10 protein-coding genes and 1 pseudogene are annotated in these 13,816 nt (G+C 55.3%); 4 read left to right on the forward strand and 7 right to left on the reverse strand.

Translation table 11 applies throughout. The features are described 5' to 3' along the window. Positions 1 to 147: 147 nt before the first annotated feature. From OSW16_RS25560 to thyX, 3 genes and pseudogenes are all read left to right on the forward strand, one after another. Positions 148 to 468 (forward strand): annotated as a pseudogene (locus OSW16_RS25560) (tyrosine-type recombinase/integrase); the annotation flags it as partial. A 1,000-nt stretch (positions 469 to 1,468) separates the two neighbouring features. Further along, entirely contained in the window at positions 1,469 to 2,341 is an 873-nt protein-coding gene (locus tag OSW16_RS25565) for a dCTP deaminase (protein ID WP_267819413.1), read from the forward strand. Beyond that, complete coding sequence (thyX, locus tag OSW16_RS25570; protein WP_267819415.1) at positions 2,338 to 3,111, forward strand: FAD-dependent thymidylate synthase; 774 nt, start codon at positions 2,338 to 2,340, stop codon at positions 3,109 to 3,111. Before OSW16_RS25565 ends, thyX begins: the two co-directional genes overlap by 4 nt. A 64-nt stretch (positions 3,112 to 3,175) precedes the next feature. Here thyX and OSW16_RS25575 read toward each other — a convergent pair whose 3' ends face one another. Further along, entirely contained in the window at positions 3,176 to 4,756 is a 1,581-nt protein-coding gene (locus tag OSW16_RS25575; protein ID WP_267819417.1) for a TIGR04141 family sporadically distributed protein, read from the reverse strand. Positions 4,757 to 5,293: 537 nt separating this feature from the next. Here OSW16_RS25575 and OSW16_RS25580 point away from each other — a divergent pair. Further along, positions 5,294 to 5,941, forward strand: a complete 648-nt coding sequence (locus OSW16_RS25580; RefSeq protein ID WP_267819419.1) for a hypothetical protein — start codon at positions 5,294 to 5,296, stop codon at positions 5,939 to 5,941. A 344-nt stretch (positions 5,942 to 6,285) separates the two neighbouring features. Here the strand turns inward: OSW16_RS25580 and OSW16_RS25585 are convergent, their stop codons facing one another. From OSW16_RS25585 to OSW16_RS25610, 6 genes are all read right to left on the reverse strand, one after another. After that, positions 6,286 to 6,693, reverse strand: a complete 408-nt coding sequence (locus OSW16_RS25585; RefSeq protein ID WP_267819421.1) for a type II toxin-antitoxin system HicB family antitoxin — start codon at positions 6,691 to 6,693, stop codon at positions 6,286 to 6,288. A gap of 110 nt (positions 6,694 to 6,803) precedes the next feature. Further along, complete coding sequence (locus tag OSW16_RS25590) at positions 6,804 to 6,983, reverse strand: type II toxin-antitoxin system HicA family toxin (RefSeq protein WP_267819423.1); 180 nt, start codon at positions 6,981 to 6,983, stop codon at positions 6,804 to 6,806. A 520-nt stretch (positions 6,984 to 7,503) separates the two neighbouring features. Continuing rightward, positions 7,504 to 8,793, reverse strand: coding sequence for an OprD family porin (locus tag OSW16_RS25595; protein ID WP_267819426.1), 1,290 nt, complete (start codon positions 8,791 to 8,793; stop codon positions 7,504 to 7,506). A 474-nt stretch (positions 8,794 to 9,267) separates the two neighbouring features. Then, complete coding sequence (locus tag OSW16_RS25600) at positions 9,268 to 9,465, reverse strand: hypothetical protein (protein ID WP_241805553.1); 198 nt, start codon at positions 9,463 to 9,465, stop codon at positions 9,268 to 9,270. Between the two features lie 180 nt (positions 9,466 to 9,645). Then, on the reverse strand, positions 9,646 to 10,752 hold the full coding sequence (gene aguA / locus OSW16_RS25605; RefSeq protein WP_267819429.1) for an agmatine deiminase: 1,107 nt from the start codon (positions 10,750 to 10,752) through the stop codon (positions 9,646 to 9,648). A gap of 153 nt (positions 10,753 to 10,905) precedes the next feature. Then, positions 10,906 to 13,806: an aminotransferase gene (locus tag OSW16_RS25610; RefSeq protein ID WP_267819431.1), complete on the reverse strand. Its 2,901-nt coding sequence runs from the start codon at positions 13,804 to 13,806 to the stop codon at positions 10,906 to 10,908. Between the last annotated feature and the right edge of the window lie 10 nt (positions 13,807 to 13,816).

Genomic DNA, 13,816 nt, shown 5'->3' on the forward strand with positions numbered 1-13,816 from the left:
TTGGGGACGGCATGGATGCCAGGAGAAGGGAATCTAGCGCAGTGGCTTGCGGCTGGCGGAATTAGAAATGTTTCGCGGTTTGACCCTGAAATATCGTGTTTCTCTCGCCCGCTGAAATCAGTTCGACCTCATTTGGGGCCGGGGTTTGCCGCACTCAGGACGATGGGCTACGACACCAAGGTGGATATCTGCGGCCACGGGTTCCGAGCCATGGCGTGCAGCGCGCTGGTCGAGTCCGGGCTGTGGTCGGAGACGGCTATCGAGCGACAGATGAGCCACAAGGAACGCAACAACGTGCGGGCCGCCTATACCCACAAGGCCGAGTTCCTCGAAGAGCGCCGGATGATCATGACCTGGTGGAGTCGGTTTCTGGAGGCGAACCGCGAGGACCATGTGACGCCGCATGAGTTTGCCAAGCAGACGGGCGAGAACGTCACGCGCCTTCGCAGTGCCAAGAGGACCGAGTAGCCCGCCGCACCACCGCATCAACTCGCTGTGAAGTTACCCACAGCACCGCATGAAGCTCCTCCGCGTGGGGCCTTTCAAACGGGCTGCCCATACCTAAGAAAAAAGCTGCTGGCACAGCTGACGTCTGTGGAAAACCACTGATGTCCATCGGGGGATAAATTTATCCACAGGCGCTAAATCCCTGATATCGCGCTGCTTGACGAATATTGTCCACAAGCGTAGACCGGGAGTCGCAAGAGCTGTCGATGACAGCACCCAGGTGGCCCGAACCTTAAAGGTCACGCCGCTCCCGCGGTGGTTCACCCGCAAGTACGATTCGCGTCCGGCAGCTCGTACGGTCACTACCCATGTGATGATGCCAACTCAATATCGTTGCCCCTGCGGCAACCACCCTACCCATCTGCTCAGCAGCAACCTATCCGCTTGGCCATTTCGCGTGCGCCAACCTGCGCCCGTCTCTTTCTCCTGGAAAGAGACGGGCGCGTCTAACACTGCTGCAGCCCTCATCGCATTTGGCTTTGCGGCAACTTCACTCGTGACAATCGGCGTGACAAACGCCGATGTCACAAGCAACAGCCATGCAGATGATGGTGCCGCAGACCAGGGAATGGACTGCACCTGACTGACAGTCAGGCATGCCCCGGTCATCGCATTGCTGCGTTCACCCGGCTCAGGATCTCGCGGCACTGGTCTCGTCAGCCAATGCAGCCTCCACCCGCCCACCGGTAACGGTGCTCAGGAGACCAGATCATGAGATGCCCTTGCTCCCGGACGTAAGGAGCCGCCAGTCCCGTGTAGTGGACATTCCCCACAGGTCGCAGGGGCCTTGATCCCTGATAACACTCAGCATTCTTGGCGGGATGACGTGGGGAATAGGTCTGGGAGTTCGGCAAAACAGACCGGCCTGGATGACGTACGGTGCGGGAGCTGTGAGCCTTTTGAAAAAATCAACATTCACTTACTATAAGAGTATCTTGAGCTAGTTCTTTGGAGACCTGGTTTGCTATTAACTGACGCTGAGATCCGAACAGCCGTACTCTCCGGAGAAATAGATTTCGGCCGCCTTTTCGATCACCGGCAGATCCAATCCGCCTCTATCGATCTGACTGCCGGAAAAATATATATCCCGGACAGAATTAAAGAAATAAACAAAGTTCAGAACTTTTCCGACCTAGCGATACACCAGTGCAGTGTAGGAGCAGGGGAAACGATAATTATCGAACTATCTGAAAACATGCAGTTAAGCAAAGACATCGGAGGAATTCTCTTACCTCCGAACTCTTTGACAAAGAATGGCATCATCATGACCAACCCAGGTCATATCGATCCAGGTTATAGTGGGAAACTCACGGTTTGTCTCATTAACATGGGTAAAGACGCAGTTCCAATGGAGCCAAGCTCTGTCGTAGCAACTCTGCTCCTGTTCAGGCTAAATGCTCCTTCCTCTGGCTATCAAAAAGGGCCAGGCACCGGTGCAAACCTAACGCAGCTATCTAAACTTTCAAAAGATTTCGCAAACATTTCAGAAAGGTCGTACGACTATATCAAGCGAGTGATATGGACGCACTTCATCACCGCGCTGGTATTCTTGTCGTTAGCTTTCGCAATCCTAGCGATCGTTGTACCGAGCTTACTTCCAGTTACAACAGGTCTTCTGGAAAATAAACACAGCGAATCAAAAAATGGCGAAGCCATCAAAAAGTTGGAAGAACAGATAAAAATTCTGCAAAGCCAGCTAGAAAAAAAGCCGTCCGTAACTGATGCACCTGCACCTGCACCTGCACCTGCACCTGCACCTGCACCTGCACCTGCACCTGCACCTGCACCTGCACCTGCACCTGCACCTGCACCTGACCATAAGGAGACAGAATGAAAGTCTCAAGCCCTATCGTGAGATCCATTGCAAAAAGTTCAATTGACTTTGACGCAATTCAAGAATTCCTAGATTCTGAAAAAATGGTGTGGCAAAGAACGACTGACTCTAAATGCAGCGATGACTTAGTCGAATTCTCAGGGCGAATTTGCTATATGTCTTTTGGTCAACGTCAATCGCCTAGAAGCAATCAGGAATACATACTCAACCTCATTGATAGCGGGCATGGTAGTGTGCTCGAGCATGCAAGTTGGACTTTCATCGTATCAGGTGTATCACGGGGTTTTACCCATCAACTTGTGCGACATCGCGCTGGCTTTTCGTATAGTCAGCTTTCACAGCAGTATTACGACGAGTCTGACGCGGACTTTGTTGCACCTCCATCCCTAAAAAAAGATTCTCCTTTATATAAAAAGTGGCTTCAAGCAATGCGTTCATCAGTCGAGTTATATAGAGAACTCATCGCGAGTGCAAAGATATTATCTATAAGCAACAGCTTCTCCAACAAAGAAAAGTTACGAGAACTCAGAACAACTGCAAGATCAATACTCCCAAACGCCATTGAAACAAAATTAGTATTCACGGCAAACGCCAGAGCACTGAGGCACTTCCTAATTACTAGAGGGGCGATCGAAGGTGACTGGGAGATGCGGGATGTGTCAAGTCAAATCCTAAAAATTGTAAAGCAAGACGCACCTTCGCTTTTCCAAGACTTTGAAACAATAACATTAAGCGATGGAAGCAGTTCCGTCATAAAAAGGACTATATAGCCACACCAGAAAAAACTCTAGGCGACTTAATCCACTTTAAGTCGCCAGGCCTTGATGCATCATATCAAGCTATAAGCTTTATTGGAGTCAGGACCACCTGGACATTACACTGAATCATCTTATTTATATTATTCACAAGACTCAGCTTTGTGAAATAGGAGAGATTACCTGGAAATCCTGCATGCTTATCTTCGGCGATTGCAAAAGCGATCACTACAATAGACTTCCCTAATTTAAAAGTAGCTGGAAACTCGTCGGGCCATTTTTTCCGTATATTTTCGCGAAACAATGCACTCTTTTTAAATGTTTCAATAGCAACCGAAGCCTGACTGAAGAAATAAGACGATTTACTACCCCAAGTATTTTTTACGTGATAAAACGTTTTGCTTGCCTTATCAAACATGTCAGCCAATTCCAATTTGTTCTGACCGCCCTTTAAGTAGACAAAATCCGCATCAGTGCAGAGAAATCCTTTCTCACGAGCCGCAAAATCATTATATTCCCCTTCTTCCTTGTGGACTTGCTTATTCCAATCAGGCAGTATGCCACGCCTGACCTCGATCTGATGTATCTCCTCATCAATGTAACTCTGAATATCATCCAATATTTCTAACCACCTACCCCCCAACCTTATGAAGCTCTGACCATCAACCGACTGCTCATAAACACAAATCTTTTCGATAGGCTCGCGCTCTAAAATCGACTCCCCATCCTCGTTTTTAGCAGTAAAATTAATTTTCAAAAGGTTATCTGCATCGAGATTTGCAGCATCTATCTTTGAATGAAGTTTATCTTTTAGTTCGTCTATATCCAGAGAACTCAGGACAATCGACTTACCATTAAAGTTCGCCTTGAAATTTTCGCAACTATTTTGTTTTATAAAGTCATCGAGCTCTAGTGAGATAGTGGTTTCACCACCGGGAACGCGGAGAAACTCTGCTAATTCGCTAGTGAAATCAGCATCTAATCTGGCCTTTAAAGCTAGATCAGAAACCTGCTTAAACGTTCTTGGAAACTTAATCTTCGGCTCACCGCTCAAAACGTCTTCAATATCAGCTATTACATCTTCTATTTGTCTGAGACCTCGTTCCGTACGAATAACTAAAGATGATCTTCCAGAAACCTTATACTTCCTACCTTCAAACTTCGACTCGCCCTCCACAAAACGCAACATCCTAGAATAATTTTCAGTATCAAAATTTGGATTATAACCCTTTACCGAATAATACAATTGCTTAACAGCACCACTCAGCGCTCTTTGATGAAAGGAAGTTATGCTGTCCGCATCAGTTATCAATCGAACTGCTACCTCAAGACCAAAATCATCATGATAAAGATCTTTTAGGTATTTAAAAGCATACCCACCACAGACAGCATACAACTCACTACCTCTGTTTTGGAGAAGCATGAAACTATTGCTCACGTTACTTACTTCAGATATTCCAAATTCTTTATTTAGCTGCTTAGACCAAGATGGTGTAGCCTTTTTGTCTTTCAAAAGAAGGACTACTTTATTTTCACCCTCGAACACCTTCAAAAAGCCCTTTCTAATAATCGAGTCAACATCGAACTCACTTGGCTTCTTGATGCTATAAATTGATATCTTCTGACTCTCTCTCTTCTGTCTAGGCTCTTTCATCGACATCAAAGTCCCTTAGCAAATCCATAGAAATCAACGAATAACTTTCTACACTCACGATCCTTTGAAAAACTCTTGCCACAAGCTTAGATGAGCACAGGATAAAAAAATCGTCAGATCCTTTAATTAAAGGCAAGGCGCCACTTTTTTGCCATCATACTTTCGTATTATTCAAATTAGCAACAACGCAAAGGCCCGAATCCTACCCACTTTCCGGCTCCATCGACCCGAAAGATCGCGCTATGTAGAATGTTGTAAGGGTACGTGAAGAGATAGCAGCAGATTTTAATGAAGGTAAATTATAACTAAATCATAAAGTTATATCGTTTTTCGACTCCTGGTGCCACCATATAGATGAACGACTTGGCCTCGGCATTGACCTGTGCAGGGGCGTCTAAATGTGGTCTGGTTTCACCGGGCAATTCTGGGCGAGCGTGCGGCCGGAACAGACCTATACAAGGCCGGCAGCCCAGGTATCACACACCATAGCGCGAGCACCACCACGCGACACCAATGTAACCAGTTGTCTGAGGCTGATCCTAGATGAAGCGCGAGAGCAAGACCGTACCCCCTGACAAAGGCTGTAGCCCTCAGGCTTCCAGCCTGAAGGAAACGCCAGTATCCAAGGTGTTGGATACCGTTCAGCCCGATAGCCGGCTTGGAAAGCTCTGGGCGTTTGCATCGCAAGATGTGCCGGTTCACGACCAGCGCGTCCGTCAAGAACTGGATTACCTGGTCGTGCAAGCGACCAAAATGTCTTTGGAGAAGGTTGATAGGGCCGTTGCAGAAACCTTCGCGCTTTTGTTTTGGTACAAAAATGAAGATATGCATGAAGCCTTGGAAGTCCGCCTTAGTACCCCTGGCCTCGCTCCCGTCAGAAAGCGTCGACTCATGTATCTGGTGGATCGGCTTCGCCGATTCCCCTGCATGAAACCGGAGCGGGCCGATCAGATGAAGGAACTGGTCGCCAAATGGCAAAGTCTGTCGCGCAACGTGAACGAAAGGCTGCTGGCAAAGGCGCAGCAACTCAATCGATACGACAAGGTTGCCGTCGCATGGGGCGTGGCTGAACCTGTGGGACACCTGATGAGTATGGTCCTTGAACTGCAGACCCGACATTTTGTGGACGCTCACCGGCTACCCAATGGGTATGACACGTTGGCAGCACGCCACAGCGGTTCACGCCAGTGACATTTGCCAGCCCTCCATAGGCCCGCCGATGCGGAACCTGTCCCGAGCGGTGGCGTAATTCATCGTGGCTGTGGCCGCTGAGGGTGATTACAGCCCCTCTCCGCCCGGTTCTTGTGTACTGAAGTCACCTGACAATAACCTAATGTGTATCTTCCGCCGCCGCCCGAAAAACAAAGCCCGCCACGAGGGGCGGGCATAGGCATGCAGTCTAAACACGCATGCCATGCAGTTACTGCCTGATCTCCTAAAGACCCAGGCTACCTTTGAGCCTGGCGAACATCCTGTTCAAACATCTGCTTTTTAAGTCTTTCGTTCCCAGAACCTGGCTAACATCGACAACCCAACTAGGATTCCTGCAATACTCTAAGTGCAGCCGAGGCTAAAAAACCAGACCGGCTTTTTTGCTCAGGATGATGTTTTACATACTCGTCAATGCGATTTAGCAAATGCCCAGGCAAGGTTATATTCAGCTTCTCAGCCTTGCCTAGATACTTCGTTATATCAATATCAACCACTGCCCAGGTGCAGCCTGCATATTCAGGATTAGCCGAATGGACGGTTAACTTATTTGCGGTAGGAATCACCGCTCCATCCTCGGCCAGTAATTCCAAGTGACCCTCGATCGCTTCTTTGGCCATCGCCAGAGCATCGTCGAGATCATCACCCGCTGAGAAGCAGCCCGGAATATCTGGAACTTCGACACCCCAAGCGTGTTGCTCATCGCCAGGAAGAATCGCAATTGGATAAAGCACTGATTTGTCCTCCTCGGACGCTGTGATGTATCCCCTAGCTATCGACATCAGCTAGGTCAGATTCAACCGCTGGACTCAATGGAGATCAAGCGGTTGAAAGGCCCTCCTTCTCACAGTTGGGCTTGTTTCAGAATACTGTTGATCGTTTTCAGCAGCAGATCTTTCTTTGGATGTGGGATTGTCACCAACCCCGGTTTCGTTGGGTGTTTGAAGTGGTGATGACTCCCTTTCACCCGTACCTCGACCCAGCCATCCGCTTCGATCCTCGCTATCAGCTCGCGGCTATTCACATCACCTCCTTTCGCTGCGCCACTGGTGGTTACCATAACTACCAAAGCTTGTGACTGTCAACACTATACCCACCGGTGGATTAGCTGTTTGCCGCACCATTCCAAGGCTGCCCGGCTGGGCGGCGGTTGGTCTGCATTTCATCCCCGCGGCCAGGGTCAGGCAGGCGATAAGTCCAGCGACAACATGGGCGTGCGTTTGCGCGAAGGCGTGATATATGTGCACAGCGTCTTGATAGGCCTGAACTGCGCTCGACCATCCGCATCAGCGCAGGGGGTGAGATCAGCGAAAGCGAGTTATAGGCGTGAATGTGGCTGATGGAGCGCGGCGAGAGCTTTGCACAGGAGACAGGGGAAGTTGCTGTAGCGAAAAGCGGCTCGGGAAGGAAGGAGAGCCTGCTCATGGGGCAGAATGCCGTGCATCTGTGCCGGCCTCATCGCCGGCAAGCCGGCTCCCACTTGGATCTGGGGAGGCCGGCTTGCCGGCGAATGGGCTGCAGGGCAGCCCTAAGCCAGGTCAGTATCAGAAGATGCTGATCGGGTACTCGACGAATACGCGAACTTCGTTGCCGTCGTCGAAGTAGCCGTTCTGGCGAACGCTTTCCGACGTGCGCAGCCAGGAGCCGCGCAGCTTGACCGACAGGTCTTTGGCCGGGCCGTCTTGGACCACGTAGCGAAGCTGGTTGAAGATTTCACGCTCCTTGCCTTCGCCGTAGCCGTGGGTGTTGATGTTGTCACCACGCACGTAAGCGATCTTGTAGGTCAGCCCCGGAACGCCGTAGGCGCCAAAGTCCAGACCGTAGGCAACCTGCCAGGAACGCTCGTCTTCGGCGTTGAAGTCAGACCAGTAGGAGTTGGCCAGGTAGATGGTCGAACCACCGTCACCCACGCCACCGCGGTCCTGGTACCAGCCATAGTTGTAGCCAGTGCTGCCTGTGCTGCGCTGGTGCGCCAGGGTCACCGAGTGCGGGCCGAACGCGTAGGTGGCCGCCAGGCTCCAGATGGTGTTGTCGTCGCCAGTCAGGTCGGCTTTCTGCACGTACTTGCTGTTGATGTCCGACTTGTAGCCATTGAAGTCCAGGGTCAGGGACTGGTCTGCCGCGATCGGGAAGACGTAGTTCAGGCCCAGGTAGTGCTTCTTCATCACGTCTTCGATGTTGGACGTGTAGGCAGAGGCCGTGAAGTTGTCGGTGAACTTGTAGCTGCCACCGAACACATCAATCGACTTCAGGTGGCCGCTGTCACGACCCTCGGCACTCTTGCGCGCCTCCTGGGTGAAGTGGCCGGCATTCAGTTCCAGGCCCTCGATCTCCTTGGAGGTGATGAAGGTACCGGTGTAGCTCTCTGGCAGCAGACGGCTGTCGTCGTACTGCAGCACTGGCAGCGCAGGCATCATGTCACCGTACTTCAGTACAGTGTTGGATACGCGGAACTTGATCGCGGCACCGGCACGCGCCAGGTTGTGCGGCGAGTTTGCCGGCGCAGTGTCGCTGGCCTTGAAGAAGTCGACGCCGGCAGCGCCGTTACGGCCTTTGCCGCCGTCCAGGCGCACGGCATACAGGCCGAAGGCGTCAACGCCTACGCCCACGGTGCCCTGGGTGAAGCCGGAGGAGAAGTTGCCGATGAACGCCTGGCCCCACTCGCTCTGGTCCTTGGTGCCGTGTTTCTTGTCACGGTCCATGTAAGCGTTACGCAGAAGAATGTTTGCGTGGCTGTCTTCGATGAAGCCTTTGCTTTCGGCCTGCTCGTTGGCCTGGGCCTGGGTCGCGGCGATCATCGCCAAAGCGACCAGGCTGATCCTGGTTTTCAACATCTTGTTTTCCTTGTTTCGTAATCAAAAACGCTCTGCAATATGACGCCAGGAACCAACGCCCCTTCGTAGGTTCGACGCTATGCGGATCCGAACTGATAAGGCCCGCCAGTGGTCGTGTGGCGGGCCTTGTGCAGCAGCATGGCCAGGTCATGGCCAGCAGGCGTTGGCCGAATCCTAGCCGCGTGCGATTACAAATGTCAAAAATTCGTGAAATGCAGAACGATATAACCAAAATAAGGCCATCGTGCAGGGCAATTCCTTGCATGATCGCGCTATCGGCGGGCAATTTATCTCTGGTGGGATAGGTCGCTTTATTGCGTAGGGCAATTCTGAAATGAAGCCTCAGCACGGCGCCCTCAGTGGCGCGCTCATGTGCAGCTTCTGGTGTTGCAACAGGCCTCGGCCCGTCAGAAATGAAAACGCCACCGCAAGTGCGGTGGCGTTTCTAGAGGGTGGTTTGGGCTCCTGCCCTGTTCAGTGCCACACGCCCAGCAGCGCTTCCAGCTCCGCATCGCTGATCAGGCCCTGCGGATAGCGGCCAACCAGCAAACGTCGTGGGTCGGTCGTCCTGACCCGATTGCTTCCATGGTGTTTCAACCAATGTGCCAAGGTCTTCAGCGCTTGGTGGTTTACTGCCAATGGGCGCAAAGCCGTCTCACTTGCTGCGTTCATGTCTACACGTACTCCTTACCCCGTGAGCGGCTAATCTACGGCTTGATTGTTACAGAACGGAGTGACCGTACTGCGAGTTAACCCTCTGAAAACAATACAAAACATATGCCATTTCGACATGCCGCACGTCGCGGCCGAAAAAAAACCCGTCAGGCGACGGGCTTTTTCGGATGCGTTGCGTCAGCGCTTGACCGGCGCCGGTTGCTGCTGTGTCAGGCAGTGGATGTTGCCACCCCCCAGCAGCAGTTCACGCCCGGGGATCATCACCACCTCGTGGTCCGGGAAAACCTTGGCCAGAATGGCTCTGGCCTGGGCATCTGCCGGGTCATTGAAGCTTGGCGCGATGATGCCGCCGTTGACGATCAGGAAGTTCACGTAAGACCCGGCCAGGCGTACCGACGGGTCTCGCTCCTGGCTACCGGCCACGTGGTCGACACCGGCACACTCCTCCTCAGTAGCGAACAGCGGCCCAGGAATGGGCATCTTGTGCACCACAAACTCGCGGCCTTTGGCATCGCGGCTGTTTTTCAGCACCTCATAGGCGGCATGGCAGCGCGCGTAGTTGGGGTCGTTGGAATCATCGGTCCAGGCCAGTAACACTTCGCCTGGGCTGACGTAACAGCAGAAGTTGTCGACGTGGCCGTCGGTTTCGTCGTTGTACAGGCCATCGGGCAGCCAGACGATGGTCTCCACCGCCAGGTGCTCACGCAGGATCTCTTCGATCTGCTCGCGGTTCAGGTGCGGGTTGCGGTTGCGGTTGAGCAGGCACTCTTCGGTCGTGATCAGGGTGCCCTCGCCGTCCACATGGATCGAGCCGCCCTCCAGCACGAAGCCTTCGGTCTGGTAGCGCTGGCAACGCTCCATCTCCAGCACCTTGGCTGCCAGCTCCTCATCGCGGTTCCATGGCGCGTACAGGCCGCCGTCGAAGCCGCCCCAGGCGTTGAAGCCCCAATCCACACCGCGCACTTCGCCCGAATCGTTGATGACGAAGGTCGGGCCGGTATCACGCACCCAGGCGTCGTCGTTGCTGATTTCCACCACACGGATGTTCGGCAGGTCGAGCTGGCGGCGGGCGTTTTCGTACTGCCCGGCAGAAACGGCAACGGTCACTGGCTCGAAGCGGGCGATGGCCTTGGCCAGGGTGACGTGGGCAGCCTGGGCAGGCTTGCCGCCCAGGCGCCAGTTGTCCGAACGCTCGGGCCAGACCATCCATACCTGGCTTTGCGGCGCCCATTCGGCGGGCATGTGGAAACCGTCGGCGCGGGGGGTGGAGTTGAGGGTTTTCATGGGTAACCTCTGCAAAGGCCCTAGGCCGATGGTCAATGTGGATGGCGATTTTATAACCGATATATATCGGCATTAAAAGCCTGAAACAGCCGAACGGCTAATAAAAATGCCGCCCAAGCCGATAACAATCGACGTGAGCGGCATCGCTGATGCTTACAGCTCCTCGGACAGGATGCGGTCCACACTGTTCACAAAGTAGTCCACGCTGGCCCGCGTGGTGCACATCGGCGGTTTGATCTTGAGGATGTTCAGGTAATCGCCGGTCGGCTGCATGAAGATCCCAAGGTCACGCAGGCGGTCGCACAGCATCATGGTTTCTTCGGTGGCCGGCTCCAGGGTCTGGCGATCACGCACCAGCTCCAGACCTAGGTAGAAGCCCGAACCATGGACGGCACCAGCAAGCGGATGTTTATCGACCAACGTTTGCAGGCGCGCTTTGAAATAACGCCCGGTTTCGCGGGTGTTCTGCCACAAGCCCTCCTCATCCATCACGTCCAGCACCGCCATGCCGATACGGCAACTCACCGGGCTGCCGCCCGCCGAGGAGAAGAAGTAGCCCTGCGCCTCCAGCGCCTCAGCAATCTCGCGCCGGGTGATCACCGCCCCCAGTGGCTGGCCATTGCCCATACCCTTGGCCATGGTGATGATGTCGGGCACCACACCCTGCTCCTCGAAGCCCCAGAAGTACTCGCCCAGGCGGCCATAGCCCACCTGCACTTCATCGGCGATGCACACACCGCCGCGGGCACGGACCTTGGCATAGGCTTCTTTCAGGTAACCCGCCGGCAGCGAGATGCCACCGGCGTTGCCATAAACCGGTTCGCAGATCATGCCGGCCAGCTGACGGCCACGGGCATCGAGGTCGGCGAGCTTGGCATCGACGTCACGCAGGTAGTCACCGGCACTGTCTGCGCCGCGGTAGCGGCCACGGAAGGTATTCGGCGCCTCGACCGGGTGTACCCAGTCGGGCCGGGTTTCCAGGGCTTGCGGGTTGTCGGCGATGGAGGTGGAAATGGCATCGGTGGCTACCGACCAGCCATGGTAGGCCTCCAGCACGCTGAGCAGGTCGCGCCCGCCGCTGTAGGCCCAGGCCAGGCGGATGGCCAGGTCGTTGGCCTCGGTACCACTGTTGACCAGGAACACTCGGTCAAAGCCCGCCGGCGCCAGCTTGAGCAGGCGCTCGGAAAACTCGGCAATGGCCGCGTAATGGAAGCGCGAGTTGGTATTGAGCAACGACCACTGCCGTGCCGACTCGGCCACCATGCGAGGGTGGCCATGGCCCAGTACCGCGACGTTGTTGAGCATGTCGAGGTAGGAGCGGCCTTGCATGTCGATCAGGTAGTTGCGCCAGCCGCGTTCGATGTGGGGTGGCTTTGCATAGTAGTGCTTCTGCGAGCGGGCGAAGCTGGCGTCACGGCGGGCCAGCAATGCCTGCGGGTCGGCCAACGGCTCGGCATCGCAATCGAAGCCCAGCAATGCTGCAGGCGAGGGGCACAGCGCCAGCCAGGCGGCAGCCTGGGAAGGTGCAGCGAACAGGGGCGGCTGGATGCTGGCATCCAGGCACAGCTGCACACTGAGAAAACCACAGCTGGTGCCCAGCGCCTGCCCCTTGGCCACGGCCTGGCCGTCTGCGGGCGTATCTTCCAGGCCACTGAGCCACAAGGCCCACTGCGCCGTGCGCAAGCAGCCACGGCCATCGCCATGGCGCTGCCAGGTCCCGGCCTGCGGTGCCTGTACCTCGCTGCCGTTGGGCACATGCAATTCGACGCCCAGGGCGCAGGTGGCCGGTTCATCGGGGCGGTCGATGTGGGTTTGCGACAGACGATACTGGCCATGCAGGCTGCAGGCAGGCGCGGGCTGCGCCGTCAGTTGACGCTGATCGAAGCCAGGCTGCTCCCAGTTACCCGCTTCGCAGAGGGGGCTGAGCACGCCCAGGTCGACGCGGGTTACTGCCTCGAGCGCTAGGTTCGGCAGCAACAGGGCGCAATCGGTCAGGTCCGGTCGGCTCGGCTCGATGCCGGCGGCCTGCAAAATGGCCGCTTCCATCAGGGCAAAAGGCACGGCGGTGGCGGTATCGAAGATCTCCCACTCATGGGCGATGTTGTCACGGGTGTACTGGTTGTCGGGGTCCACGGCCAGTTGTTGCTCACTGCTGAGTACCAACACGGCCGCGCGGTTGAGCACCAGCGGCCACAGGGCGCGCAACTCGGCTTCGCTCAGCGGGTTGAGGGCCTGGTAGGCGCTCACGGCCGGCAGGATGCGTAGCGGATCGCCTTCGGCGTGGTGCAGCAAGGCCGCGCAGGTAACCGACAGGTCGGCGATACGCCAGGTACGCACCAGGTCACCGAAATCGATGATGCCCTGCAGCTGCCACTGGCGCTGCTCATCGCGGGCCCAGACGGCATTGTCATCGGTGATGTCCAGGTGCACGGCCTGGCTCGGCAAGGCGTCCGCCAGCGGTGCCAGGTTTGCGGCGGCCAGGCGCGTGGCCTGTTCCACGCGGGCGCGCTGCCCGGCATCCTGCAGCACTGGCAACAAATGCTCGATCAGCGCCTGGGCGTGCTGCGGGTCCCATTGCAGGGTGCGCACCAGGCCTGGGTGGTCGAAATCGGCCAAGGCTTTGTCGACCCGGGCGCACAGCGCGCCCAGTTCGGCCATCAGCCGCGGCTGAATGTGCTTGAGGCGGGTCAGCGGCTGCCCCTCTATATAATCGAGCAGGCGGGCGCGCAGCGGTTGGCCATCGATGTCCAATGCCAACAACGACTGGCCGTCACGTGCCGGGCGTACGGCAGGTACCGGCAAGCCTTGCGCGCGCAGGTACGCCAGCGCCGCATGCTGCGCCTCCAGTTCCATCCGGGCATAATTGCCGTGGCAAACCTTGAGCACGAACCGCTCCTGGCCCGTATCCAGCCGCAAGTTCAGGTCTTGCTGGCTGCCCAGCCGGGACAGGCTGCCGGCCAGGTCGTAATGCGCCTGGAGCAAGGCATGCGCCTGGGCTTCGCTGAGCGAAGGGCTTGGCAAGCTGGAACGCTGGATAAGGGTGCTGAGGGGCATGAAGATGGAA

The organism is Pseudomonas putida (genome assembly GCF_026625125.1).
GTDB classification, from domain to species: domain Bacteria; phylum Pseudomonadota; class Gammaproteobacteria; order Pseudomonadales; family Pseudomonadaceae; genus Aquipseudomonas; species Aquipseudomonas putida_X.